This window comes from Helicobacter pylori (assembly GCF_030323545.1).
GTDB classification, from domain to species: domain Bacteria; phylum Campylobacterota; class Campylobacteria; order Campylobacterales; family Helicobacteraceae; genus Helicobacter; species Helicobacter pylori_CO.
Map to the genome: position 1 here is coordinate 1,220,422 of NZ_CP122954.1, position 26,018 is coordinate 1,246,439.

Genomic DNA, 26,018 nt, shown 5'->3' on the forward strand with positions numbered 1-26,018 from the left:
TTTTTCACTTAAACGATGCGTTTTTTCTATTATAATTTAAGGCATGCAAAAAGATTACCAAAAACTCATCGCTTATTTATGCGATTTTTTAGAAAAAGAAGTTCAAAAAAAAGGCTTTAAAAAAGTCGTTTACGGGCTGAGTGGGGGGCTAGATAGCGCGGTCGTTGGGGTGCTGTGCCAAAAGGTTTTTAAAGAAAACGCTCATGCCCTTTTAATGCCCTCTTCAGTCTCTATGCTAGAAAGTAAAACAGACGCCCTAAATTTGTGCGAAAAATTTTCTATCCCTTATACAGAATATTCTATCGCTCCCTATGATAAAATTTTTGGCTCTCATTTTAAAGATGCAAGCCTTACTAGAAAGGGGAATTTTTGCGCAAGATTGCGCATGGCTTTTTTATACGACTATTCTTTAAAAAGCGATTCTTTAGTCATTGGCACGAGCAATAAAAGCGAAAGAATGCTAGGCTATGGCACTTTATTTGGGGATTTGGCGTGCGCGATTAACCCGATTGGGGAATTATTTAAAACCGAAGTTTATGAACTCGCTTGCCATTTAAATATCCCTAAAAAGATTTTAAATAAGCCCCCTAGCGCGGATTTATTTGTAGGGCAAAGCGATGAACAAGATTTAGGCTATCCTTATAGCGTGATCGATCCTTTATTGAAGGATATTGAAGCGTTGTTCAAAAACAAGCCCATTGATGCAGAAGCGCTCACTCAATTAGGCTATGATGAAATTTTAGTAAAAAACATCACAAGCCGTATCCAAAAAAACGCTTTTAAATTGGAATTACCCGCCATCGCCAAACGATTTAACCCTAAATGAAAAGCGATAAACCCTTTTTAGAGCGCTATTTTTATGATCCCACTCTTTTGCAAAAGGGGTTGATTTTTGCGCTCTATCCTTTTTCTTTGATCTATCAAGGCATCGCCACCCTTAAACGAAAAACCGCTAAAAAGCATGATTTTAAAATCCCCATTATCAGCATAGGCAATTTGATCGCTGGGGGAAGCGGTAAAACGCCCTTTATTTTAGAGATCGCTCCAAGATACCAAGAAGTGGCGGTTGTCTCTAGGGGGTATAAACGGGATTCTAAAGGCTTAGTGGTGGTGAGCATTAAGGGAAACATTTTAGTTTCTCAAAAAACAGCGGGCGATGAAGCCTATCTTTTAGCCTTAAATTTAAAACAAGCGAGCGTGATTGTGAGCGAAAAAAGAGAGCTGGGCGTTTTAAAAGCCCTTGAATTAGGGGCAAAGATCGTGTTTTTAGACGATGGTTTTAGGTTTAATTTCAACCAATTCAATGCGCTTTTAAAACCTAAAGTCCCCCCCTACTACCCCTTTTGTTTGCCTAGTGGGTTGTATAGAGAAAGCATTAAAAGCTATAAAGAAGCCCATTTGGTCATCACCGAAGATAAGGATTATCAAAGAATCACCTCTATTTCCCACCCCACCAAACGCATGCTTTTAGTAACGGCTATCGCTAATCCTAGCAGGCTTGATGCGTTTTTACCTAAAGAAGTGGTTAAAAAATTGTATTTTAGAGATCATGCCCCTTTTGATTTGAAGCTTTTAGAAAAAGAGTTTTATCAAAATAACGCCACTTCCTTATTGGTTACTTCAAAAGATCTCGTCAAATTACAAGATTGCAACTTGCCCTTAAGCGTTCTGGATTTAAAACTAGAAATTGATCCTAAGATTTTAGAGAGAATTGATCACTATATCCTTTCTTATCCTTGTAATACAAAAGAACGTCTATAAATTCCTTTTCTTTAAAGATAAAGCCTTTCAAACGCCCCTCTAACTCATAATGGTTCTTTTCATAAAAAGCGATCGCTTTGAAATTGTTTTCCATCACTTCTAAGTGTAAAGAATTTAATTGGAGTTCTTCAAAAGCGATGCGTTCTAAAGCTTTTAAAATAGTTTCTCCCCTATTTTTCAAAAAAGGGTTTTTATAAATCCCCAAATACCCATGCTTATGAAAAAAATTGATTTTAGTGATAGAGCCAACCCCTAAATAAACGCCCTCTTCTTTAAACAAAAAATAGCGGTGGTTGGGCGAGTTTTTTAAATCTTCTATGAATTGCAAATGCGTTTTTAAAGAAATAAAAGCGCTATACATCCATAAGGCCGTGTTTGGGTGGTTGCGAAATTCTAAAACCAACAGCTTTTCTTCATCGTTTAAATGGGTAAAATCAATCGCTTGGGTATTTCCATAAGAATAATTTTTTTTCAAATTTCTAAAAACTCCCTTAACGCACCCTCTAGCTCACTCCCAAAGGCCAGGTTTTTTGCCCAGGCTTGATTTTTTTGAATTTGTAATTTTTTAAAATCTCTAGCTAAAGTTTTTAAACTCGTTTGTTTGAAGATGCCTGAATTTTCAAATTCTTGGCTTTGAATGATTTGATTAGAAGCAATGGGAATGATAAGAGAGGGCGTTTGAGAAAGGGCTAATTCATAGAGGGTTTGGCCTGCAGCGCTAATGGCGCAAGCGCAAAATTTCATCAAAGAACTGAACTCTAAAGGGTTTAAAGGGCTGTAATAATGCGTGTTCTTGGGAGGATTTTTAGGAGTATAAGGTGAAATGATATGCAAATGCATGTCCTTATTTTCTAAAATTTTGACTATCTCTTTAAGCGTTTTTTGCTCGCTCCCCCCTAGAGTGATCAGCACTTCTTTATTTTCTGCATTAATAGGGCGCTCATAGACAAAGCGAATATCAACAGGGTAAAACCCCACCCCCAAATAATACTGATAATCTTTTGATAAATAATGGTAGTGTTTTAAAGCGTTCAGCGTGAAATTTAGGATCTTGGTGTTTTTAGGGTAAAACCCCTTAGCATGCTCTTTATCTTCTATCACCATTAGGCTTTTGGCTTTTTCTTTTAAAAGATAAAAATCCTTTGAATTTAAACAATAGCTGTCTGCAATCAAAAAATCATCATTGCCAACGCCCTCTAAAAAAGCGCTTATATTATTTTGCTTGTGTGAATAAAGATCCGCTTTAACCCCTAATTTTTCTATAAAAGAAAGGATTTTTTCACAACGCCTCACATGCCCTAAACCGCTTGTTAAAAACGCATCGCACAAAATTTTTACTGGCATGCGTTTTTCAAACGGCTGTATTTGAGCTTGGCTAATTCTAAATCTTCTAAAGTGTCAATATCTTGGACTTCTAAGGGCGATAATTCTAAAGCGATAGAATTTTGACTGAAAATAGGCCGCATTTCTTTAAAGGCTTGAGCCTTCCCCATATAAAACAATCCTGCGTCATGATAGAGCGTTTTTAAATCTTGCGTGCGCGTGTTTGAATGCTCTTTAAAAGCCATTTGAACGCCGTTTTCAAGGCTAAAAGAACGATAGGGCGAAGCACTAAAGGGAGAGCATGTGAAGACATAATCCGTATTTTCTTTTAAAGTTTCAAAAGCGTTTTTTAAATGCTTTTCTTGTAAAAGCGCTGAAGTGCCATACAAACAACACGCAATATCTTCATCTTTTAACTCTAATTCTTTCATGTGATAAGCCATCACTTCTAAAGTCGTAGCTCTATCGTCCGCTAAAACTTTAGGGCGTAAATTCAAAAAACTCGCCCCATAATTTTTAGCTAAATTCACATACTCCATGCTATCGCTAGAGATAAACACCTTTTCAAAAAGCTTGGAATTTAGTGCTGTTTCAATAGGGTAAGCGAGCATGGGTTTATTGAAAAAATCAATAATATTTTTATTTTTGATCCTTTTACTGGAACTTCTAGCTAAAACAATAGCGATCGCTCTCATGCTAGGCTTTGCTCTTTTTAATAAGGCATTTGGGTTTCCATCGCATCAGCAGCGAATTTCTTTTTATTAGAATCGCTCAAATGCCCTAAATTCGTGTATTCAATCTTAGCGTCAGCCAAAAACTTGGATTGGATGGTGTTATTCCTTTCAATATCATAAGGGCGGATCACCCCACTCACCTTAAGGATTTGCTTTTCCCCATCCACTAGCACCTCCTTATTCCCATAGATGAAATAATTCCCGTTTTCTAACACTTTAATGATTCGAGCACTCAACACGATCTCTAAATCTTCGCTCTTTTTTTGCGATCCACCGCCTTTAAAATTCGTGTTGTTGCTGGATTTGGTGAAATTGTAATTATTCTTATCGTCTAAATACTGCGCTTCTTTTCTCTTCCTTTCATCTAGCCCGTTATAAGTGAGTCTTGGAGGCGTGGAATTACCCCCTGAAGCGCTTTTATAATCTTTAGAGCTAGAATAATTCGCGCTCGCTTTTTCAGAAACAATGATTGTGATCAAATCGTTAGGCTTCATCGCCCTCCTATCCGCAAATAAAGGGCGTTCGCCCTGCCCAAACAAACTCCCCAACTTGTTCAATTCAGGGATAAATTCTTTAGAGGGGGTTTCTTCTACATAATTAGGAGGGTTAAAATCAATGTTAGGCTCATTGGCTGATGCCATGCTGAATGCAACGCTAAACGCAACAGCCCCTAAATAAAGCGCCTTTTTCATCCACTAGCCTTACTTTTGAGTTATTTTAAGCCCTAAATTATACTCTCTTATAAAGAATAAATGCTTAATTTTGAGCAAGTTGTTGTAAAATTTAGATCTTTAAGATCTTTATAATGAAACTTACTATGCAGGAGATACAATTGAGAACCTTGTTAAAAATGTTAGTTGGTGCAAGCTTGCTAACACACGCCTTAGTAGCTAAAGAAGAAAGTGCAGCGCCTTCTTGGACAAAAAATTTGTATATGGGATTCAATTACCAAACAGGTTCTATCAATTTAATGACTAATATCCATGAAGTTAGAGAAGTTACTAACTATCAAACCGGTTACACCAATATCATAACTAGCGTTAATAGCGTTAGAAAACTCACCAACATGGGATCTAATGGGATTGGATTAGTCATGGGCTATAACCACTTTTTCCATCCGGATAAAATCTTGGGCTTGCGCTATTTCGCTTTTTTAGACTGGCAAGGCTATGGCATGAGATACCCTAAAGGTTATTATGGCGGCAATAACATGATCACTTATGGCGTGGGCGTGGATGCGGTGTGGAATTTCTTCCAAGGGAGTTTCTATCAAGATGATATTAGCGTGGATATTGGCGTTTTTGGGGGGATTGCGATTGCGGGGAATAGCTGGTATATTGGCAGTAAAGGGCAGGAATTATTAGGCATCACTAACAGCAGTGCGGTTGATAACACCTCTTTTCAATTCCTCTTTAATTTTGGCCTCAAGGCTTTATTTGTAGATGAACATGAATTTGAAATCGGTTTTAAATTCCCCACCATTAATAACAAATACTACACCACTGATGCGCTCAAGGTTCAAATGCGTAGGGTCTTTGCCTTTTATGTGGGGTATAATTACCACTTCTAAAGGGCTTTAAAACCCAACACAACTTCCTAACATCTTTTGGTAGTAACTCTTGGCTTTGAGGATTGTCTCTGTGTCATCGGTTTTTAAAAGCACTTCGTAATTGTTTTCAAAAGCGTTTTTGCTCCAATTCGCTGAGCCTAAAAACACGATCTTATCATCAATGATCGCTACTTTTTGGTGCATGATGCCGTAATAATTCCCGTTTTTAGCCTTAAGCCCTTTCAATAAGCACACTTTCGTGTTAGGGTATTTGTCTAAATAGCCAATAGTGGATTGCTTGTTATTATGATTGCTTTCATAATCATAAATGATTTGCACCTTGATCCCCCTACTCGCTACGCTTTTAATGGCTCTTGCAATATCTCTGTGCGTGAAACTATAAATAGCGATTTTCACGCTCTCTCTAGCGTTACTAATGCCAGAAACTAAAGAATTGAGAGCGTCTCTTTGCTCATAAGGCAAGACAAATAAGCTGTTTTTAGCTTGCAAAACCCCTAAACAGCCCACTAACACGCCCACGCCAACGATTTTTTTAAATTTGTTTAACATCAAATGATCCTTATTTTAAATTACACTCATGATAAAAACAACCAACCAAGTGGATTTTTGATTATAATAAAAGATTTAAAAAAAGCGATAAAAATGGATAGGCTTAAAGAAGCGTTTCTTAATAAAATAAGGAGTCCCTAAAATGAAAATGATTCTATTCAACCAAAACCCCATGATCGCAAAGCTGCTTGAGAGTGTTTCTAAGAAATTAGAATTGCCTATAGAAAATTTTAACCACTATCAAGAGCTATCCGCGCACCTTAAAAAAGATCCAGAATGGCTTTTGATAGCCGATGATGAATGTTTGGAAAAACTAGACCAAGTGGATTGGCTAGAATTAAAAGAAATCATCTCTCAAAATAAAAACAGCGTGTGCATGTATAAAAAGGGCAATGAAGTGCAACCCTTCTTAGAGGGCTTTGAGATGAAAATCCAAAAACCTTTTTTACCCACTGAGATTTTAAAAATCCTTCAAAAAAAGCTTGGTTCTGACATGAGCGAGCTAGAGCCTAGCCAGAATTTATACCCAACTCAGGAAGTTTTAGAAACCAATTGGGACGAATTAGAAAATTTAGGCGATTTAGAAGCCCTAGCACAAGAAGAACCTAACAATGAAGAACAATTGCTCCCCACTTTAGATGTGCAAGAAAAAGAAGAGGTTAAAGAAGAAGAAAAAGAAGAGGTTAAAGAAGAAGAAAAAGAAGAGGTTAAAGAAACGCCCCAAGAAGAAAAGCCTAAAGATGATGAAACGCAAGAGAGTGAAACCCCTAAAGATGAAGAAGTTTCTAAAGAGTTGGAAACGCAAGAAGAAGTTAAAGAAGAAACGCAAGAAGAGCCAATCAAAGAACAAGAGCCAATCAAAAAAGAGACACAAGAAATTAAAGAGGAAAAACAAGAAGAAACACAAGATTCCCCAAGCGCGCAAGAATTAGAGGCCATGCAAGAATTAGTCAAAGAAATCCAAGAAAACTCTAACGAGAATAAAAAAGAAGCGCAAGAAACCCAAGAAGTTGTTACAGAACAAACACAAGCACAAGAATTAGAAAAAGAAGAAATCGCAGAAACACCGCAAGAATTAGAAATCCCCCAAGCGCAAGAAAAAGAAATCCCACAGGAAGAAACCCAAGAAAAAGAAACACCCAAAGATGAAAGCATGCAAGAAAGTGCACAAAATTTACAAGATAAAGAAACCCCCCAAGAAGAAACCCAAGAAGACCATTACGAAAGCATTGAAGACATTCCTGAGCCGGTGATGGCTAAAGCGATGGGGGAAGAATTGCCCTTTTTAAATGAGAGCGTTGCAAAAACCCCTAATAATGAGAACGACACAGAAACCCCTAAAAAGAGCATTACAGAAACCTCCAAGAATGAGAACGCCACAGAAGCACCGCAAGAAAAAGAAGAAAGCGATAAAATTTCTAGCCCCCTAGAATTGCGCTTGAATTTGCAGGACTTATTAAAAAGCCTGAATCAAGAGTCCTTAAAAAGCCTTTTAGAAAACAAAACCTTAAGCATTAAAATCACTTTAGAGGATAAAAAACCTAATGCATAACGATTTTAATTTGCTCATCCTTTCAGGCCCTAGCGGAGCGGGTAAAAGCACCCTTACAAAGTATTTGCAAGAAAAAATCCCAAAAACCCATTTTTCCCTTTCCACCACCACAAGGAAGCCCAGAGAGGGCGAAGTTGATGGCTTGCATTATAATTTTGTCAGCGAAGAAGAATTCAAACAAGGCATAGAAAAAGGGCAGTTTTTAGAATGGGCGATCGTACATAACCACTATTATGGCACTTCTAAAATCCCTGTAGAAAAAGCCTTAAAAGAGGGCAAAATCGTCATTTTTGATATTGATGTACAAGGGCATGAGATCCTTAAAAAGCATTACCCCAATGCATGCTCAGTCTTTATTAGCACCAAAAACCAAGAGATTTTAAAAGAGCGCTTGCTTTTAAGGGGGACGGATTCTAAAGAGACGATAGAAAAACGCTTGATCAACGCTTATAAAGAAATGCAGTGCTTGGAGAGCTTTGATTATCTCATCATCAATGAAGATTTAGAAAAATCCAAAGAAATCATCTTAAGCATCGCCAAAACTCTCGTTTATCGCTTAAAAGCGTTTAATTTTGAAAAAATATGCAAGGCTTGGAAAAACGAATCCTTATAAAACCTATCAATTATTTTTTAAAAAAGCTATAATTCGAGAAAAAACCAACCAATAGTTTAAGGAGTAGAATATGGGCGGATTCACAAGCATATGGCATTGGGTCATTGTTTTATTAGTGATTGTGTTGTTATTTGGGGCTAAAAAGATCCCAGAGTTGGCTAAAGGTTTAGGCAGTGGGATTAAGAATTTCAAAAAAGCCGTGAAAGACGATGAAGAAGAAGCTAAAAACGAGCCAAAAACCCTAGACGCTCAAGCAACGCAAACCAAAGTGCATGAGAGTAGCGAGATTAAAAGCAAGCAAGAAAGTTAAACATGCACACTCTCATTAAGGGCGTTTTAGAAGAGATTTTAGAAGAAGAAGTCATTATTGAATACCCTAAAGACAGAGAGCACGGGCATTACGCTACACCCATTGCTTTCAATCTCGCCAAAGTTTTTAAAAAATCGCCCTCAGTTATCGCTGAAGAGTTAGCCCTTAAAATCAGAACGCATGAAAAAACTCAAGGGCTTTTTGACAGCGTAGTGGCTTGTAAGGGCTATGTCAATTTCACGCTTTCTTTAGATTTTTTAGAGCGTTCCACCCAAAAAGCTTTAGAATTAAAAGAACAATTTGGCTCTCAAGCTAAAAGCGAGCATTCTCAAAAAATCTTTTTAGAATTTGTGAGCGCTAACCCCACAGGGCCTTTACACATAGGGCATGCTAGAGGGGCGGTGTTTGGCGATAGTTTGGCTAAAATCGCTCGCTTTTTAGGGCATGAAGTTTTGTGCGAATATTATGTCAATGACATGGGTTCTCAAATCCGCTTGTTAGGGCTTTCTGTATGGCTCGCTTACAGAGAGCATGTTTTAAAAGAAAGCGTAACTTACCCGGAAGTCTTTTACAAGGGCGAATACATCATTGAAATCGCTAAAAAGGCTAACAACGATTTAGAACCGAGTCTTTTTAAAGAAAACGAAGAAACGATTATTGAAATTTTAAGCGGCTATGCTAAAGATTTAATGCTTTTAGAAATTAAAGACAATTTAGACGCTTTAGGCATTCATTTTGATTCTTATGCGAGCGAAAAAGAAGTTTTTAAACATAAAGATGCGGTGTTTGAACGATTAGAAAAAGCGAACGCCCTTTATGAAAAGGATTCTAAAATCTGGCTCAAATCTTCACTCTACCAAGATGAAAGCGATCGGGTGCTCATTAAAGAAGATAAGAGCTACACTTATTTAGCCGGCGATATTGTCTATCATGATGAAAAATTCAAGCAAAATTACACCAAATACATCAACATTTGGGGGGCAGACCACCACGGCTATATCGCTAGAGTGAAAGCCAGCCTTGAGTTTTTGGGCTATGATTCTAATAAGCTTGAAGTCTTGCTCGCTCAAATGGTGCGCTTGCTCAAAGATAACGAGCCTTACAAGATGAGTAAAAGAGCGGGTAATTTCATTTTGATTAAAGATATGGTTGATGATGTGGGTAGAGACGCTTTAAGGTTTATTTTTTTGAGCAAACGGCTTGACACCCATTTAGAATTTGATGTCAATACTTTAAAAAAGCAAGACAGCTCAAACCCCATTTACTATATCCATTACGCTAATTCGCGCATCCACACCATGCTAGAAAAATCGCCCTTTTCTAAAGAAGAAATTTTACAAACCCCTTTAACCCATTTGAACGCTGAAGAAAAATACCTGCTTTTTAGCGCTTTAAGCTTGCCTAAAGCAATTGAATCTTCTTTTGAAGAATACGGCTTGCAAAAAATGTGCGAATACGCAAAAACTCTCGCTTCAGAATTCCACCGCTTCTATAACGCTGGCAAGATTTTAGACACCCCTAAAGCTAAAGAGCTTTTAAAAATTTGTTTAATGGTGAGCTTGAGTTTAAGCAACGCTTTCAAACTTTTAGGCATAGAGATAAAAACCAAAATTTCCGCTAAAGATTAAGCTAATATTTAATTTTTTGTTATAACATTCCCCTTATTTTTTGAAACTAAGGAGAATATTATGCTTAATCGTATTATAGAACACATGAACGCTCACCATGTTGAAGACATGAAAGGTTTGTTGAAAAAATTCGGACAAGTCCATCACGCTGAAAATGTCGCCTTTAAAAGCGTGGATCCTCAAGGCGTTGTGATTGGTTATAACCACAATCAAACCTTAAGGATTGAATTTAACCACGAAGTTAAAGACCCTAAAGACTATAAAAATGCGATCATTGAATTGTGTCAAAGCGTAGAAAAAACCCATGACTTAAAAGGCGTAGAAGAAGAAGTTAAAGCCTTTAAAGAAGGCTTTGATTCTGTTTGTTTAGCGACCTTACACCCTAGTGGGCATGTGGTATGCTCTTATGCGCCTTTAATGACAGATGGCAAACAATACTACATTTATGTGAGCGAAGTGGCTGAACATTTTGCCGGCCTTAAAAACAACCCCCACAATGTGGAAGTGATGTTTTTAGAAGACGAGAGCAAGGCTAAATCCGCTATTTTGAGAAAACGCTTGCGCTATAAAACCAACGCTCGTTTTATTGAAAGAGGGGCGGAGTTTGACAAAGCGTTTGATTCTTTCATTGAAAAAACCGGCGGTGCTGGGGGCATTAAAACCATTCGCACCATGCAAGATTTCCATTTGATCGCATTGGATTTCAAAGAAGGGCGTTTTGTGAAAGACTTTGGTCAAGCTTATGACATTTCAGGCGACAAAATCGCTTATGTTGGGAATAAAGGCAACCCGCACAATTTCGCTCACAAGAAATAAACTTCCTCGCTCATAAGGGGCAAACGCCCCAAAAGACCGCTTTTTAAAAAGGTTACGGCAAATCAAGCTCTTTACTATTTGATCTTAAAAAATGCTAAAAGCCTTTTTATGGGCTAACACGAAACAAAAAGCATCAAAATCAAAAAAATGACAAAGTTTTTCCAAAATGACAAAAAAACGCTTTCATGCTATAACGCTCTAAATACATTCCAATGCAAATGTATTCCAATGTATGAAATCCCTAATACTAATAATTTAATCCAAAAAGAACGCTCCTTCAATTTATTCTCATCTCGCTTCCATTATGCACTATTATGTGCTATCAATTAACAAGTTTCAATATAATATAAGATCTTGTTTTTTATAACTTTGTTAAGGATCAAAATGCGCATGTTTGTTTGCTTTTTAGGGGTTTTTGTGTCTAACGGCTTGGCTCGTTTTGGCTATGTGGTTTTAATCCCCCTACTCATTTTATCAGGGAGTTTAACCCCACACCAAAGCTTCCAACTGGGTATTGCGGTGCTAATGGGCTATGTTTTTGGGAGTTTTTTAATCCAATTTTTAAGCCCATTAATGTCATTAGAAAGCATCGCTAAAATCAGTTTTGGCTTAATCGCTTTGAGTTTTTTAGTCTGTTATTTTGATAGTATCCCTTTCTTTTGGCTTTGGATCTGGCGTTTTATCGCCGGTGTGGCTAGCAGCGCGTTAATGATTTTAGTCGCTCCTCTCTCTTTGCCCTATGTCAAAGAACATAAAAAAGCCTTAGTGGGGGGGTTTATTTTTAGCGCTGTAGGCATTGGATCTGTCTTTAGCGGGTTTGTTCTGCCTTGGATCAGCTCTTATAATATCAAATGGGCATGGATTTTTTTAGGGGGCAGTTGTCTGATAGCCTTTATCCTTTCCTTGGTGGGGTTAAAAACCCGTTCTTTAAGGAAAAAATCCGTTAAAAAAGAAGAAAGCACGTTTAAAATCCCCTTTCATTTGTGGTTATTGCTCATTTCTTGCGCGCTCAATGCGATTGGTTTTTTACCGCACACGCTTTTTTGGGTGGATTATTTGATCCGTCATTTAAATATCTCCCCCACTATCGCTGGGACTTCATGGGCGTTTTTTGGCTTTGGCGCTACGCTTGGCTCTTTAATCAGCGGCCCCATGGCTCAAAGGCTAGGGGCTAAAGAAGCCAATATCTTTATCCTCATTTTAAAATCTATCGCATGCTTTTTGCCCATTTTTTTCCACCAGATCTCTTTACTCAATTTAAGCATCTTCATAATGGGAGCGGCCACAACCGCCAATATCAATTTATTCAGCATGATGGCTTTAAAAATTGCAGGCGCGAAGCATTTCGCTAAAGCGTCTTCGTGGGTGGTGTTTTCTTTTGGCATTTTCCAAGCGCTTTTCTCGTATCTTTTTACGATCTTTTTAGGGGATTTGGGCTATGTTTTGATTTTTGTTATTTGTGGGGTGTGTTTGGTTTTAAGCTTCATCGTTCTTTTCCCTATTAAAATGCAAACAGCTATCCATAAATAGAAAAATTATGGGGTTTCAAAACCCTTAATGCCGAGAAAATCCTTAAAACCTTTTAAGGAATTTAAGATTTTTTCACGCTCTAAATGGCGCATGATAAAAACGAGGTTAGAGCCGTTTTGATCCTTTAAAATATGCTTAGGCGGGTAAATGACATGCATCACGCCGTTAATACTCACTAAAAGATCGCTTCCAATATCAATAATCCCCTTTATGCGTAAAATCTGCGTGCCGTATTGATGCAACAACAAACTTAGCCAAATCCCAAACGCGCTCCACTCCATCGCCCCTTCAAAGCTAATACTTAAAGTCTCAAAACCTTGCGAGTGCGAATCTTTTGCTGGCAAGATCACACGATGCGCTCTATTTTTGCGTGAAAAGAGGCTCTCATAGTCTATCGCCCTCTTGTCAAAAATTTCTGCGCTAGGGTTAATGGCTTGCAAGCGCTCTTTTAATTTGATTAAAGCCACACTGTCGTTTTGCAAATCCGTTTTGGTCAATAAAACGCTATCAGCAAAAACGATTTGCTCTTTAGCTTCGTTGTTTGTTAAATGCGTTTTAGCGTTCAAAACATCCACGCAAGCCACCACGCTTTGAATCTCAAAATGCGCCCCTAAAAAAACATCGCTCAAAATCGTCCATAAAATCGGCGCTGGGTTGGCTAAACCGGTGGTTTCAATGATGATGCGCTTTAGAATTTCGCCGCGCCATTCATAGTTGTTGAGCACGGCTTTTAGAGACTCCACTAAATCCATGCGCTTGTTGCAACACACGCACCCTGCGTTAAGATAGAGCATTTTTTCACCGCAATATTGAACGCTTAAGATGCGTTGATCCAAGGCGGCTTGACCGATTTCATTGATGATAAGAGCGACGCCTTGGTGATCTGTTTGGTTTAAATATTCGCTTAAAAAACTCGTTTTACCGCTGCCTAAAAAACCGGTGATGAGCGTGATAGGGATTTTTGGCATCAGCGAATGGCATTGGTGTTTTGATTTAAAAACGCTAACAGATGAGAATCTAGCGCGTCCATCTCTTTTTTGGCTAATTTTTGTGCCTTATCCCACAAATCGCCCAAATCATTCACGATCACGCTTTGCCCTTTTTTATCGCACAGCACAAACTTCGCGCCTTGCCAATCATTAATTTTTAGCCCATAAAACGCCAGGATTTGATTGAGCAATCTTACTCGTTTGAGTCGTGCTCTTTTGCGTTCTCTAGCGTTTTCATTAGCGCTAATAAGCGCATTTTGCCCTTTCAAATTCTCATTCTCACAACTATCGCTCCCATCGGTCCCATCGGTCCAATGAAAAGAACTGATAAGCTCTCCGCATAAAACGCACATCTTCCAACCTTTTAAAACTAAATCATGCTACAATTTTACTGAAAAAACAAGAATAAATCTTGTGCTGTTTAATTGTTTGTTGATTAGGAAATTTAATGCAGGATTATAAAACTCTCACGCTAGAAAATATTTATGCACCAGATGAGATAACAGACGCGCTTTCATTGTTACAATCTTGCGGTATTGAATCGATTGTTAATCCTTCAAATATCACGCTTAATTTTGACATTGTGGATTTAAAAATGCTTGAATCTACTACACAAAATATGCTGGTTCAAAAGACATTAGAGGAGTTGTATAAAATTCGCTCATTTTCTAGTCAAAATGGCAAAATCGTATTTAAGAGCTTCAACAAAGCCAAAAAAGTCGCCAACAAAAAGCAAAACGCAAAGGCAAGATTGGCTTACGAATCTTACAAAAAAGAGTTTAGCAAAGAGACAAATGAGATTCAAAGCTGTCTGAATCAAATTTACTGCGAAGATAGCTTGGAGTTTTTGAAAAAGCTCCCAAATAATTGCATAGATATAGTGCTGACTTCACCACCTTACAACTTTGGAATCAATTACAACGCAACGCAGGATGCAAATCTTTGGCAAGAGTATTTCAACACGCTTTTTGCCATTTTTAAAGAGTGTATTCGTGTATTAAAAAGCGGAGGGCGAATCATTGTCAATATCCAGCCTATGTTTAGCGATTATATCCCTACGCACCATTTTATTAGCAAATTTTTCATTGATGAAGGGCTTATTTGGAAAGGCGAGATTTTATGGGAAAAGAATAACTACAACTGCAAATACTGCACTTGGGGAAGCTGGAAAAGCCCTGCTGCACCCTATTTAAAATATTCGTGGGAGTTTATTGAAATTTTTTGCAAAAATAGCCTTAAAAAAGAGGGCGATAAAAACAGCATTGACATAACCGATGATGAGTTTAAAAAGTGGGTTTATGGAAAGTGGAACTTTGCTCCAGAACGCAACATGAAACAATACGGGCATGATGCAATGTTCCCAGAAGAATTAGTAAAGCGATGTTTAAAACTATTTTCCTATCAAAATGATATTGTATTAGACCCATTTAATGGTGCAGGGACAACGACAAAAGTCGCCAAACAACTAGGACGCCGTTTCATAGGCATAGACATTAGCGAAAAATATTGTGAAGTAGCAAGAGCAAGACTAGAAGAAGTAACAAATTTATTTAATTGAGAGATGTGATTTGAGTTCTATAGAAGATATTATACAAGTTTATAATAGCGTGGTTAAAGATATTGATAAAGATGCTCTGGAGCAACATGACAGGGCGTATGGCGGAGTTATAAGAAGCGCTAAAGGCAAATTACTAGAACACATCAGCGAAGAGATTGTAAAAATAGCGTGGCAAAATATTGGCGCTAACACTAATAGGCTTGAAATAAATTCTAATAAAATAAAGATTCCTATCAAAGACAGCTACATAGAAAATATAGCTAACAAACAAGTAAGGGCATATATATTAGAGCGTAAGAAAGATTATTATTACGGATTGAGCGTTGATAAACATATATTTGTGGATAATCAATTGGTTATGGGGATAGAGTGTAAAGCCTATACGGAAAATGCTATGCTAAAGCGAATATTAGTAGATTTTCATCTCCTTAAAACTTTATATCCAAATATATCTTGTTATTTATTTCAGCTAGAAAGTCAATTAGGAGGGGATTATTCAGCTTTACCAGAAACCCTATTGGGATCAAAACCCACGCATTCTATAATGAGCTACTTTGAAAGCGTGAATCTGAATATAGTAACCTTACTCAAAGGCGAAAGAAACATAAACCAACCCACACACAAAAATTTCAAACCTTTAGATGAACAGATTCTCATTAAAGCAATCAAACTAATAGAGAATGAATTGAAAGTTTATTTATAGCAGTTAGCGTGAATCACTAAATTCACACCAACTTAGATACAATTCCAATCGCTATTTTTTTCTAGGGCTTCGTTTTAAGAAATCATCAGCGATTTCATTGAATGTTACCCAACGCACGCCCTCGTGCTTGTTGATATGCTCAATGATTTTTTCATGCATGAGCAACACTTGCGGGCGTCCGCTCACATCAGGGTGGATTGTCATGCTAAACACCGCATAGTCCATCTCACGATAAACCCAATCAAATTGATCGATCCACATTTGCCCTATATCGTGCGGGCTTACAAAACCAAAACTATTGGGGGATTTTTTGATAAACATCATCGGCGGTAAATCGTCTAAATACCAGTTCGCAGGGATTTCCACCAGATCGGTTTCCGCCCCACGGATTAAAGGCTTCATCCAATCCTTGGCTTCCAAACTATAATCAATCTTGCTCCAACTATCCCCCACGCGCACATAATAGGGCGTGAAATCATTGTGCATGAGCGAGTGGTCGTATTTGAAGCCGTGTTTTAAAAGCAATTCATTAGTGATATTGGAAAACTCCCACCACGGTGCCACATAGCCTGTGGGGGCTTTGCCGGTGAGATCTTTAATCAATTCAACGCTTTTTAACAAAACATCTTCTTCTTGCTTGGCCGTCATAGCGATAGGGTTTTCATGCGAATACCCATGCGCGCCACTTCATGCCCTCCATCCACGATCATTTTCATTTGTTCAGGAAAAGTTTCAATAGAATGCCCCGGCGAAAACCAAGTCGCCGGGAGATGGTATTTTTTAAACAATTTCAAAAGCCGTGGGATCCCTACTTCACCCGCAAAAAGCCCGCGCGAAATATCATCAGGCGAATCCTCCCCACCATAGCTCCCTAGCCAACCAGCCACCGCATCAATATCCACGCCATAAGCCACTAAAATTTCTTTTGCCATAATCGCTCCTTTTTAAGTGAGTTTTCCAAACCCCTTTTTGGTGAGTTTGGTGTCAAAATCTTGTAAATAAGGGATTTTTTGGCGTTGCAACGCCACTTCGTTTAAATCCATTTCGGCGATAATGACTTCATTAAGCTTGGTGGCTTGCGCGATGATTTTCCCATTGGGCGCGATGATTCTTGAATCGCCGGCAAACTCTAGCGTTTGTTTCAATTGAGCGTTAGTTTCTTCCCCACTATGATTGCACGCGCACACAAAACAGCCATTTTCTAACGCTCTAGCCTTGCTCAATAAATCCCAATTATAAGCCCTAGCTTTGCCAAACGCGCTAGGATAGATTAAAACCTCAGCCCCTTGTAACGCTAAAAGATTTGCACCCACGCCAAAGCCGATTTCATAGCAAATTTGCAAACCCACTTTCGCACTAAAATCCCCAAAATCCAGCGTAAAAACCTCGTATTTTTTACCCCTTTTGAAGCGCGATTTTTCATCGCCCCACAAATAAATCTTGCGGTGTTTTCCAACGATCCCGCCTTTTAGTGGAATGATATAAGCACTGTCGTAGAGTTTTTTATCCGTTTTTTCAATGCTGCACGCCACTAGATGCACTTTATTAGATTTTGCAAAATTACTCAACGCGCTCAACGACTCGTTTTTTAGCGTTTTTTCACCATGCTCCATCGCTTTAAGATCTATCCCAAACTCTGCGTCTTTATCATTCACGCAATAACCGCTATCAAACAATTCCGGTAAAACAATGAGATTCGCACCTTTGTCGTGGGCTTCTTTAGCCAGATTGAGCGCTAATTGCAGGTTTTCATTTAAGGCGTAGGGTTTGGATTGCATTTGAATCACAGCGGTTTTTAGGATTCTTTTAGCGGGATTTTTTGTTTTCAAGATCCACTCCCATTTTTGTTTTTATTGTATAGGATTAAAAATTAAAAGAGGATTAAAGGGGTTAAAATCCATAGGAGTTTGTGTCAAAACTTACCATTATTATTCAAAAATCGTAATAACGCGCTAGAGAGCGAGCTCACAAACACGCCGATAAGAAAGATTAACCCGTTAAAAAGATGCAAGAATAAAAGCGCTCCTAAAATGCCTAGTAAAACCCCATACCCCCCTAAACGCCACACATTAAAAGACATTTCCAAACCCAGGGCGAATTTTTGGAATTTTTGCTTTTCTTCTTTTTCTCTATTTTGTTTCCTTAAATCCAAACGCTTTTTAACGCCGTAATACGAAGACAACGCCACGATAAAAAACCCTAAAAACCCCCCTTCAAAATTCAAAACCCCTTGAAACGCTTGGAAAAAATAAACGATAATCGCGCTAACTATATTGATAGAAAGTAAAATAAGCAAGCATTGGATTTGGCACATGGGATTTGATTGGATTTATTTTGTTTTGTTTTGTGTGTGTTTAGGGTCTTTGGCTAATTCTTCATAATCTTTTTGCATGCTTTTATAAGCTTTATAGACATTGAGAAAGCTCGCTAACACGCCCCAAATAACCCCAAGCCAAAAAAGCCACGAAATATGAGTGAGTTTTTTAAGCCCATAGCCTATAGCCACGCCCATAAGGATCGCTACCACCATAGACAGCCCCAAGCTCAAATAATTCGCCCCCTCTATGAATTTATAATACTTTGGCTTTTTCAAAAAATTCACACACCTTTTATGATTTCATCAAAACTTTCATCAGCCTTTGCAACCACCAAATCAATCATCTCTTCAGTCATAGGCTCACAAATAAAGCCGGTTTCAAAGCTTGAACATGCCAAATAAACGCCCTTAAAGAGCATTTTTTGGTGGAATTTTGCAAACATTTCCGTATCGCTTTTTAAAGCGTCATCAAAATCGTGCACCGCATTTTCGTTAAAGAAAAAGCCAAACATGCTCCCCATGTTAAGCGTCTCTAAAGCGATGTTATAGCTTTGAGCGCTCTTTTTTAAACCTTGAGTCAAACGAACGGCTAAAGCGTTTAAGCGGATATAAAGGGTTTTGTCTCTTTTGATTTTATAAAGCGCACTCAACCCCGCGCACACCGCTAGGGGGTTACCGCTTAACGTGCCTGCTTGATACACGCCTCCAATGGGCGAAAGCAAGTCCATAATTTCCGCACGCCCCCCAAAACACGCCAAAGGAAGCCCAGCGCCTATCACCTTACCAAAGGTTACCAAATCCGGCACCACGCCATAAAATTCTTGCGAACCGCTCAAACTCGCTCTAAAACCGCTCATCACTTCATCTAAGATCAGCACCGCTTGGTATTTTTCACACAAAGCCTTTAACCCCAATAAAAACTCTTTTTGAGCCGGCACTAACCCCATATTCCCGGCAATGGGTTCAATGATGACGCAACCCACATCGCCTTTTTTAAAGCACTCTTCTGTAGAGTTTAAATCGTTATAACGAGCCACTAGAGTGTGTTTGCTAAAATCGTTCGGCACGCCTAAAGAAGAAGGAGAGCCAAAAGTGGCGCACCCGCTACCCGCTTTCACTAATAACGAATCGCTATGCCCATGATAGCACCCTTCAAACTTGATCAAATCGTCTTTTTGGCTATAAGCCCTAGCGAGTCGTATCGCGCTCATGGTCGCTTCCGTGCCGCTACTCACTAAACGCACCTTATCTAAGCCTTCATAACAAGAAATGACTTCCTTAGCTAAAGTGGTTTCTAACTCTGTGGGAGCGCCAAAAGAAGTGCCTTTTTTTAATGCATTAATAATATTTTTTTCAATCTCCTCATCAGCATGCCCAAAAATCAAAGGCCCCCAGCTTTGCACAAAATCTATATAATGGTTGTTATCCACATCATAAAGATACGCCCCCTTGCCTTTTAAAATAAAGGGGGGAGTGCCTTTAACGCTCTTAAACGCCCTCACAGGTGAATTGACCCCCCCAGCGATCACCTGCTTAGCTTCATTAAAATCATTAATGCTGTGCAACAACTCCATGATTTTACATTATCCCTTAATCATGCTTTCAAATTGGATTTCCACTTGCGACCAAGTCAAGCCCTCATGAAAGCTCTCGCATCGTTTAGCCAAACTCGCTAATTCGTTTTTCAAGCCAAAATTCAATAGATCCAAGACCCCTTTAACCACGAACTTATCGCCAGCAACCGTGTATTGCATAGGCACTTTCACCAGCTTTTCATTCATCCTCACATAAGCCGTAAGAGAACCTTCATGATCGCCTTCTATCACATTCCTAAAAGTAACTTTAATGTTAGTGTTTTTAAAAAGAGCGAAAAAAGCCTCTTTAACATTTTTGTTTTTAGCGTCATCGCCTAAATTGACTTTCAAGCTATCCATGCTCGCGCTTGCCCCTTCTAAAAGGGTTTTTAAACTATCTTGAGATTTACCCAATTTATAGGTGATGCTTTCAAAACTCCCATTTACTGGTGTTTTAGCCTTAGATTTAAAGGCTGTCCATGTTAGCTTAGCCGAAGATAAATCCAAATTCACCGCTTGCAAAAACCCTGCTAGTAAAACCGATACCAAAACCATTTTTTTCATTCATTATCCTTTAATGTGGTCTTATCAATCACGCTCAATATTTTAGTGTAATTTCAGCACGCTTACAACTAAAATTATCCATTTTGATAATCATTTGCACTCTAAAGACGACTCAAGAGATACAATTGCGTTTATTTTAAACTCTTTTTGTAAATAATGCTGACTGAAACAAACTTTCTAAACCATTCATAAAAAGGTTAAAGCGCATGGGGCTATCCTTAAGGCTATAACCTTGGATACAGAAAAATTCACAGCGATCGGAGTTTAAGCCTGAAACCATCTTCGTGTAAATCGCCTTGCTTTAAAAGCTCATTTGCGCTAGGGCTAGAATAATGCTTGGCTAAAATAATGAAATAGGCGTTGTTATGCACCCCGATAAGGTTAGGCTGGAAATAAGGGAAAGTTTCAGGGTTTAAAATCCATGTTGCGGTTTTGTTATACGCCACAGAGAGCCTTTTTCCGGCTCCACTACCCCACAAATCATACCCGTTCTCAAAAAGCAATTCGCCTGATATGGTTAGCGCAAGAAGCGCAAAATTGGTATAAGCTATCCCCTTAATGCCCTTTGTAGGGCCGCCATGATAATCGCTCGTATCGCTCCTAGTGATCGCGCTAGCAATAACCCCATTCTCATCTATGGCTTTAAACACCCACTCCTGCCACCGATTAGCGCTATTTTGCAAAAGGGCATGATCATCTAACGCTAGCGCAGAGCTCACATCAAAGAGAATGCCCCACGCCCCATGGTTAGTGTTAAGAGCTGATTGCGAATACTGACGCATCCGCTTAATGAAATCTTCATATTCTGGGCTAGGAAACGCCTTTTTGACAAACCAATAAGCCATGTTCATATAAGGCATGTAAAAATTGATATTATCCTCGCTCTGATAAGTGTCTACGCTTTGAAGCTCTTTAGCCCAAGCGTTTAAAATTTCTATAGCTTTTAAGCCGTATTGTTTGTTTTTGCTCACCCAATAGCCTAGCGCTAAGTCATAGGACATGAGAGCGGATTTTTTAAAACTCTTTGTGCATTTATCAGGCTCTCTAGCCCCGGTAGCAGTGTAGTGTTTTGATGCGTTAAGTTGCGTGCATGGCTGTATTTTTTGGGAGAGCTTTTTATCAAGATGGAGTTTTTGGGGCAAATCTCTAGATTTAAAATCCCTAAAAAAGTAATCTTGCTCGGCGTAAGCTTGAACGCAAACGCAAACACCCATGAGTGATAAAAACAAAACAAATCTTTTCATTTCTCGCCTTTATTTGAATGGTTTAAAAATAGCGTTTTAGGGTAACGCTTTTAACAACACAAATTTAAGCGCATGCACATTAAGAGCGCTAACCGCTGACAGGGGTAAGACAAAGAGCGCTGATTTTTCATTAGGGTGTTTTTCAAAATCGCTGGTTAAATGGGGGTGCAAAAACCCCAAATACGGCTCTAAATCAAACGCGTTTAATTTTTGTGCTTCTAAATTTAAAAAGGCGCAAAAATCCTTAGTCAGCTCATCAATGTTTTCTACAACATCGCATTTATTGAGCAACACCCCAAAAGGCTTATTGGCCAAAGCGGGTGAAAATTTTTCCAGCTCCAATCTCAAGCGTTGGTATTGCTCTTTAATGCCCAAATCCAGCCTAGAAGCGTCTAAAACAAAGGCTAGAACTTTGGTGCGTTCAATATGCTTTAAAAAGCTAATCCCTAAGCCTTTTCCCTGACTAGCCCCTTCAATGATGCCAGGAATATCAGCCATTAGAAATCCGCTTTTTTCATCCACGCTCACAACCCCTAAATTAGGCACTAGAGTCGTGAATTCATAATTAGCGATTTTAGGCTTAGCGTTAGAGATTGTGGAAATGAGCGTGGATTTACCCGCATTAGGGAAGCCCACTAACCCTATATCAGCGATGAGCTTTAATTCCAAACGCACGCATTTTTCAACCCCCTCTAGGCCTTTTTGCGCGTAAGTGGGTTGTTGTTTGGTCGCGCTTTTAAAATGCGCATTCCCTAACCCCCCCTTGCCTCCTTTTAAGGCTAACACCCTTTCTTTAGGCTCCACTAAATCAAGCCACAACTTATCACCTACAAAAACTTGCGTTCCTGGTGGCACGACAATAATTTTGTCTTCGCCCTTTTTGCCCGCACAATTTCGTGTGCCTCCTGGAGCCCCATTTTTAGCCTTATGGTGTTTGGTGCCTCTAAAACTCGCTAGAGTGTCGGTATTGTTATCCACTTCAAAATACACATCGCCTCCATCGCCTCCATCGCCCCCATCAGGGCCTCCTTTGATGACAAACTTTTCTCGCCTAAAACTCACCATTCCAGACCCCCCCTTACCCGAAGCGATGATGATTTCCACGCTATCTACAAACACAGCTTAAAAGTCCTTTCTTTTATTCAGCAAATCTTTGCATGGATTTTTCCAAATGCGGCACCGCATTGAGTAATTTCTGCGTATAAGGGTGCTTTGGAGTGCTTATCACGCTATCCACATCCCCGGTTTCTACGATTTGCCCTTGATTCATTACGATGATTTTATCGCTTATATGCTCCACTACCCCTAAATCATGGCTGATAAAAATATAAGTCAGCCCCATTTCTTTTTGCAAATCCAAGAGCAAATTCAACACTTGCGCTTGAATGGACACATCTAACGCAGACACAGGCTCATCGCAAATCACCACGCTAGGATGCAAAATGAGCGCCCTAGCAATGCCGATTCGTTGCCTTTGACCGCCTGAAAATTGGTGGGGGTAACGATCAATCCATTCTAATTTCAAGCCCACTTTTTGCATGATCTCTAGCACTTTTGTTTTGATTTCTTTTTTTGAAAAATGAGAATTTAAAAGCAAGGGTTCAGCGATGATCTCGCCCACTTTCCACCGAGGGTTAAGGCTAGAATAAGGGTCTTGAAAAATCATTTGCACCTTTTTGCGGTAATCAAACCAATCCTGTTTGCTAAAATGCAAATGGCGCTTACCATTGAAATAAATCGCCCCGCTATCTTGCCTTTCAATCCCGGCTAAAATTTTGGCTGTCGTGCTTTTTCCGCAACCGCTCTCCCCCACAATGCTTAAAACTTCATTTTGTTCCACTTCAAAACTAATCCCGTTGAGTGCATGGATGATCCTCTTGGGTTTGAATAACCCCCTGTCTATCGCATAGGATTTTTTCAATTCTTTAATTTCTAAGAGCTTCATCGTAACTCCTTTTGAAAACTCAAATAATCTATATTTTCATCCACGGTTTCTAAGCGTTTTTTGCGGTATTCTTTGCCCGGTTTAGGGATCGCGCTTAAAAGAGCTTTCGTATAAGGGTGTCTTGGATCAGCAAAAAGCTCTTTCGCGCTCGCTTGCTCCACCACATGCCCCTTATACATCACCACCACTTCATCAGCGATTTGCGCCACCACCCCTAAATCATGGGTGATAAACAAAATGGAAGTGCCTTTTTTTTGTTGCAACTCTTTCATCAATTCTAAAATCTGCGCTTGAATGGTTACATCTAACGCTGTCGTAGGCTCATCAGCGATCAAGATTTCAGGCTCACACACCATAGCCATAGCGATCATCACCCTTTGGCGTTGCCCTCCACTGAGATTGAAAGGGTATTCGTGGTATTTGTCCCCTGCATGGGGAATGCCTACGCGCTCTAACTCATAGACCACCCTTTCTAAGCGTTCTTTTTTATTAAGGTTAGGGTGGTGTATTTTCAACACTTCATTGATTTGAAACCCCACCGTGTAGGAAGGGTTCAAGCTTGTCATAGGCTCTTGAAAGATCATACCAATTTTTTTACCCCTGATTTCTTTTTGCATCTGCTTTTCTTTGAGCTGCAACAAATCCTGCCCTAAAAATTGAATGCTCCCTCCCACAATTTGACCCGGTTTTTCAATAAGCCCTAAAATAGAAAGCGAAGTGATGCTTTTCCCGCTCCCGCTCTCCCCTACAATGCAAAGCGTTTGAGACTTTTTCAAGCCAAAACTCACGCCATCTACTGCTTTATTCACGCCCTTATCGGTGAAAAAATAAGTTTTTAAATCTTTAACTTCTAAAATCATGCAAGCTCCTTTTAAGAGGCCCGTTTAGGATCTAAAGCGTCCATGATACCATCGCCTACCAGATTAAAACTCATGACCGTTAAAAAAATCATCACCCCAGGGAAAACAAGCATCCAAGGAGCGGTAGCGATGTATTGCATGGAGTTTATCAGCATCGCTCCCCATTCAGGTTTGGGAGGTTGGGCCCCAAGACCTAAGAAGCTCAGCGCGGCCGCTTCTAAAACCGTGGAAGCAAAACCCATTGTCGTTTGCACGATTAAAGGGATGATGCAATTAGGGAAGATCACCTTACACATCAAACGAAGATGCGAAGAGCCATTGATTTTAGAAGCGATCACGTATTCTTTTTCTTTTTCGCCCAGCACGGAACTGCGCACCAATCTTGCAAACCCAGGAATCCCCACAAACCCAATAGCGAGCATGGCGTTAGTGAGTGAAGGCCCTAACACAGCGACCACAATCACGATCAATAAAATAGAGGGTAAAGCGAACATAATGTCCATGATACGCATGATAACCGCATCTGTTTTCCCCCCAAAATACCCCGCTATTAGCCCTAATATCGTGCCAAAAAAGACCGCAATCCCCATAGAAACAATCCCTATGGTTAAAGAAATCCTAGCCCCATAGATCAAGCGACTCAAAATATCGCGCCCCAAATCATCGGTGCCTAAAAGGTATTTAGCATTCCCTCCATGCTCCCATATAGGTTTTAGAAGGCGATCTTGCGCATTTTGGACATAAGGATCATGCGGGGCTAAAAGGGGCGCAAAAATCGCGCAAACCACCAATAAAAGCACAATCCATGCGCCAACTACTGCCGCCTTATTTTTTTTGAATTGTTGGATAAATTCTCTAAAAGACTCCATTATGACAACCTTATTCTAGGATCAATAAAAGCGTATAAAATATCCACTAAGAGATTAGCCCCAATATACATCATGGCAATAATCAAAGACATGGACTGGATAATCGGGAAATCGCGCTGGTTGAGCGCATTAACGATCCACTTACCAATCCCAGGCCATGAGAAAACCGTTTCAGTTATCATGCTCCCCCCTAAAAGCCCGGCCAGCATCAAGCCTGCGATAGTCGTTACAGGGATTAAAGCGTTACGCAAAGTGTGCACAAAAATCACCCTAAAGGAGCTACACCCTTTAGCTTTAGCGGTGCGCACATAATCTTCTTTAGACACTTCTGCCATGCTCGCACGAGTCATTCTGGCAATAACAGCGGTAGAAACCGTGGCTAACACAATGCTAGGCAAAATCAAGTGCTTGATCGTATCCACAAATGCCCCATAATCCCTTGCGATCAAGCTGTCTATCAAATAAAAACCTGTGGGGCCATCTAAATAATACACATCGCTCAAACGCCCAAAAACAGGCAACCACCCCAATTGAACGCTGAAGATATAAATCAGCATAAGCCCTAGCCAAAACACCGGCATAGAAATCCCGGCTAAAGCGAAAGTCATGCTGGAATAATCAAACACGCTATAGCGTTTGATCGCCGCTAACACGCCAACGCTAATACCCAAAACAAGAGCCATAAACAGAGCGATCAAAGCCAATTCCACCGTAGCCGGGAATCGTTGCAAAAATTCATGCATCACAGGCTCACCAGTCATGATAGAAGCGCCAAAATTGCCATGCAACACATTATTGATAAAGAAAAAATACTGCTCTATCAAAGGCTTATTCAAACCAAATTGTTCCCTTAAAGCGTCAATAGCGGCTTGATTGGCCTTTTCGCCTAAAATCACTAACGCCGGATCTCCTGGCACTAAATGCACCATCATAAACACAATGATACTCACTCCAAACAGCGTGGGGATCGCCCACAAAATACGCTTAATGATAAAACTCAGCATACAAC

General features: G+C 39.5%; 29 protein-coding genes and 1 pseudogene. 11 read left to right on the forward strand and 19 right to left on the reverse strand.

Annotated features, from left to right (window positions below; translation table 11 throughout):
• Positions 1 to 43: 43 nt before the first annotated feature.
• Both QAP06_RS05825 and QAP06_RS05830 read left to right on the forward strand, forming a co-directional pair.
• Positions 44 to 826 carry an NAD+ synthase gene (locus tag QAP06_RS05825; RefSeq protein ID WP_286465409.1) on the forward strand — a complete coding sequence of 261 codons (783 nt, stop codon included), beginning with the start codon at positions 44 to 46 and terminating at the stop codon, positions 824 to 826.
• Complete coding sequence (locus QAP06_RS05830) at positions 823 to 1,761, forward strand: tetraacyldisaccharide 4'-kinase (protein ID WP_286465410.1); 939 nt, start codon at positions 823 to 825, stop codon at positions 1,759 to 1,761. The genes QAP06_RS05825 and QAP06_RS05830 overlap by 4 nt, the downstream gene beginning before the upstream one ends.
• Here QAP06_RS05830 and pseH read toward each other — a convergent pair.
• The 4 genes from pseH to flgH are packed head-to-tail and all read right to left on the reverse strand — an operon-like array spanning position 1,694 to position 4,510.
• Positions 1,694 to 2,236, reverse strand: coding sequence for a UDP-4-amino-4,6-dideoxy-N-acetyl-beta-L-altrosamine N-acetyltransferase (gene pseH / locus QAP06_RS05835; RefSeq protein WP_286465411.1), 543 nt, complete (start codon positions 2,234 to 2,236; stop codon positions 1,694 to 1,696). The two genes, QAP06_RS05830 and pseH, sit on opposite strands and share 68 nt — an antisense overlap.
• Positions 2,233 to 3,105, reverse strand: coding sequence for a CMP-N-acetylneuraminic acid synthetase (locus QAP06_RS05840; protein ID WP_286465412.1), 873 nt, complete (start codon positions 3,103 to 3,105; stop codon positions 2,233 to 2,235). Before QAP06_RS05840 ends, pseH begins: the two co-directional genes overlap by 4 nt.
• Positions 3,096 to 3,779: a pseudaminic acid cytidylyltransferase gene (gene pseF, locus QAP06_RS05845; RefSeq protein ID WP_286465413.1), complete on the reverse strand. Its 684-nt coding sequence runs from the start codon at positions 3,777 to 3,779 to the stop codon at positions 3,096 to 3,098. Before pseF ends, QAP06_RS05840 begins: the two co-directional genes overlap by 10 nt.
• A 17-nt stretch (positions 3,780 to 3,796) precedes the next feature.
• Positions 3,797 to 4,510: a flagellar basal body L-ring protein FlgH gene (gene flgH / locus QAP06_RS05850; RefSeq protein ID WP_286465415.1), complete on the reverse strand. Its 714-nt coding sequence runs from the start codon at positions 4,508 to 4,510 to the stop codon at positions 3,797 to 3,799.
• 140 nt (positions 4,511 to 4,650) lie between these two features.
• On the opposite strand from flgH, the gene QAP06_RS05855 reads away from it, so the two are divergent.
• Positions 4,651 to 5,388: an outer membrane protein gene (locus QAP06_RS05855; protein ID WP_001905615.1), complete on the forward strand. Its 738-nt coding sequence runs from the start codon at positions 4,651 to 4,653 to the stop codon at positions 5,386 to 5,388.
• A 6-nt stretch (positions 5,389 to 5,394) separates the two neighbouring features.
• On the opposite strand, the gene QAP06_RS05860 is transcribed toward QAP06_RS05855, so the two are convergent.
• Positions 5,395 to 5,937, reverse strand: coding sequence for a phospholipase D-like domain-containing protein (locus QAP06_RS05860; protein ID WP_000932496.1), 543 nt, complete (start codon positions 5,935 to 5,937; stop codon positions 5,395 to 5,397).
• A gap of 142 nt (positions 5,938 to 6,079) precedes the next feature.
• Here QAP06_RS05860 and QAP06_RS05865 point away from each other — a divergent pair, with 142 nt between their 5' ends.
• The 6 genes from QAP06_RS05865 to QAP06_RS05890 all read left to right on the forward strand — a co-directional run bounded on the left by QAP06_RS05865 (position 6,080) and on the right by QAP06_RS05890 (position 12,386).
• The gene (locus QAP06_RS05865) at positions 6,080 to 7,489 is read left to right on the forward strand and encodes a hypothetical protein (RefSeq protein WP_286465416.1); all 1,410 of its coding nucleotides are present in this window, start codon (positions 6,080 to 6,082) and stop codon (positions 7,487 to 7,489) included.
• The gene (gmk, locus tag QAP06_RS05870; RefSeq protein WP_000551231.1) at positions 7,482 to 8,102 is read left to right on the forward strand and encodes a guanylate kinase; all 621 of its coding nucleotides are present in this window, start codon (positions 7,482 to 7,484) and stop codon (positions 8,100 to 8,102) included. The genes QAP06_RS05865 and gmk overlap by 8 nt, the downstream gene beginning before the upstream one ends.
• A gap of 70 nt (positions 8,103 to 8,172) precedes the next feature.
• Entirely contained in the window at positions 8,173 to 8,412 is a 240-nt protein-coding gene (gene tatA / locus QAP06_RS05875; RefSeq protein WP_000508588.1) for a twin-arginine translocase TatA/TatE family subunit, read from the forward strand.
• Positions 8,413 to 8,414: 2 nt separating this feature from the next.
• Positions 8,415 to 10,040: an arginine--tRNA ligase gene (argS, locus tag QAP06_RS05880; protein WP_286465417.1), complete on the forward strand. Its 1,626-nt coding sequence runs from the start codon at positions 8,415 to 8,417 to the stop codon at positions 10,038 to 10,040.
• Positions 10,041 to 10,100: 60 nt separating this feature from the next.
• Positions 10,101 to 10,856, forward strand: coding sequence for a HugZ family heme oxygenase (locus QAP06_RS05885; RefSeq protein ID WP_286465418.1), 756 nt, complete (start codon positions 10,101 to 10,103; stop codon positions 10,854 to 10,856).
• 384 nt (positions 10,857 to 11,240) lie between these two features.
• On the forward strand, positions 11,241 to 12,386 hold the full coding sequence (locus QAP06_RS05890) for a YbfB/YjiJ family MFS transporter (RefSeq protein ID WP_286465420.1): 1,146 nt from the start codon (positions 11,241 to 11,243) through the stop codon (positions 12,384 to 12,386).
• Between the two features lie 5 nt (positions 12,387 to 12,391).
• Here QAP06_RS05890 and QAP06_RS05895 read toward each other — a convergent pair whose 3' ends face one another.
• On the reverse strand, positions 12,392 to 13,354 hold the full coding sequence (locus QAP06_RS05895; RefSeq protein WP_286465421.1) for a CobW family GTP-binding protein: 963 nt from the start codon (positions 13,352 to 13,354) through the stop codon (positions 12,392 to 12,394).
• Positions 13,354 to 13,728: a hypothetical protein gene (locus tag QAP06_RS05900; RefSeq protein WP_128073264.1), complete on the reverse strand. Its 375-nt coding sequence runs from the start codon at positions 13,726 to 13,728 to the stop codon at positions 13,354 to 13,356. The genes QAP06_RS05895 and QAP06_RS05900 overlap by 1 nt, the downstream gene beginning before the upstream one ends.
• 95 nt (positions 13,729 to 13,823) lie before the next feature.
• On the opposite strand from QAP06_RS05900, the gene QAP06_RS05905 reads away from it, so the two are divergent.
• Together QAP06_RS05905 and QAP06_RS05910 are read left to right on the forward strand one after the other, a co-directional pair.
• On the forward strand, positions 13,824 to 14,933 hold the full coding sequence (locus QAP06_RS05905) for a DNA-methyltransferase (RefSeq protein ID WP_286465423.1): 1,110 nt from the start codon (positions 13,824 to 13,826) through the stop codon (positions 14,931 to 14,933).
• A gap of 10 nt (positions 14,934 to 14,943) precedes the next feature.
• A complete protein-coding gene (locus tag QAP06_RS05910) occupies positions 14,944 to 15,636 on the forward strand; it encodes a restriction endonuclease (RefSeq protein ID WP_286465424.1) in 693 nt (230 codons plus the stop codon).
• A gap of 51 nt (positions 15,637 to 15,687) precedes the next feature.
• Here the strand turns inward: QAP06_RS05910 and QAP06_RS05915 are convergent.
• From QAP06_RS05915 to QAP06_RS05970, 12 genes and pseudogenes are all read right to left on the reverse strand, one after another.
• Positions 15,688 to 16,568, reverse strand: a pseudogene (locus QAP06_RS05915) (polysaccharide deacetylase family protein).
• Between the two features lie 12 nt (positions 16,569 to 16,580).
• Positions 16,581 to 17,465 (reverse strand): carbon-nitrogen hydrolase family protein, encoded by an 885-nt coding sequence (locus QAP06_RS05920; protein ID WP_286465425.1) that lies wholly within the window; start codon positions 17,463 to 17,465, stop codon positions 16,581 to 16,583.
• 83 nt (positions 17,466 to 17,548) lie between these two features.
• A complete protein-coding gene (locus QAP06_RS05925; RefSeq protein ID WP_286465426.1) occupies positions 17,549 to 17,950 on the reverse strand; it encodes a hypothetical protein in 402 nt (133 codons plus the stop codon).
• A 15-nt stretch (positions 17,951 to 17,965) separates the two neighbouring features.
• Positions 17,966 to 18,229, reverse strand: a complete 264-nt coding sequence (locus tag QAP06_RS05930) for an AtpZ/AtpI family protein (RefSeq protein WP_162970701.1) — start codon at positions 18,227 to 18,229, stop codon at positions 17,966 to 17,968.
• A gap of 5 nt (positions 18,230 to 18,234) precedes the next feature.
• Positions 18,235 to 19,527 carry a glutamate-1-semialdehyde 2,1-aminomutase gene (gene hemL / locus QAP06_RS05935; RefSeq protein WP_286465427.1) on the reverse strand — a complete coding sequence of 431 codons (1,293 nt, stop codon included), beginning with the start codon at positions 19,525 to 19,527 and terminating at the stop codon, positions 18,235 to 18,237.
• A gap of 9 nt (positions 19,528 to 19,536) precedes the next feature.
• On the reverse strand, positions 19,537 to 20,091 hold the full coding sequence (locus QAP06_RS05940; protein ID WP_286465428.1) for a YceI family protein: 555 nt from the start codon (positions 20,089 to 20,091) through the stop codon (positions 19,537 to 19,539).
• A gap of 248 nt (positions 20,092 to 20,339) precedes the next feature.
• Positions 20,340 to 21,335: an alginate lyase family protein gene (locus tag QAP06_RS05945; RefSeq protein WP_286465429.1), complete on the reverse strand. Its 996-nt coding sequence runs from the start codon at positions 21,333 to 21,335 to the stop codon at positions 20,340 to 20,342.
• A 36-nt stretch (positions 21,336 to 21,371) separates the two neighbouring features.
• The gene (obgE, locus tag QAP06_RS05950) at positions 21,372 to 22,454 is read right to left on the reverse strand and encodes a GTPase ObgE (RefSeq protein ID WP_286465430.1); all 1,083 of its coding nucleotides are present in this window, start codon (positions 22,452 to 22,454) and stop codon (positions 21,372 to 21,374) included.
• A 19-nt stretch (positions 22,455 to 22,473) separates the two neighbouring features.
• The gene (locus tag QAP06_RS05955) at positions 22,474 to 23,280 is read right to left on the reverse strand and encodes an ABC transporter ATP-binding protein (RefSeq protein ID WP_000770452.1); all 807 of its coding nucleotides are present in this window, start codon (positions 23,278 to 23,280) and stop codon (positions 22,474 to 22,476) included.
• Positions 23,277 to 24,140: an ABC transporter ATP-binding protein gene (locus QAP06_RS05960; protein WP_000599882.1), complete on the reverse strand. Its 864-nt coding sequence runs from the start codon at positions 24,138 to 24,140 to the stop codon at positions 23,277 to 23,279. The genes QAP06_RS05955 and QAP06_RS05960 overlap by 4 nt, the downstream gene beginning before the upstream one ends.
• Positions 24,141 to 24,151: 11 nt before the next feature.
• A complete protein-coding gene (locus tag QAP06_RS05965) occupies positions 24,152 to 25,009 on the reverse strand; it encodes an ABC transporter permease (RefSeq protein WP_000443372.1) in 858 nt (285 codons plus the stop codon).
• Positions 25,009 to 26,013, reverse strand: coding sequence for an ABC transporter permease (locus tag QAP06_RS05970; protein ID WP_000947972.1), 1,005 nt, complete (start codon positions 26,011 to 26,013; stop codon positions 25,009 to 25,011). The genes QAP06_RS05965 and QAP06_RS05970 overlap by 1 nt, the downstream gene beginning before the upstream one ends.
• Positions 26,014 to 26,018 lie beyond the last annotated feature (5 nt).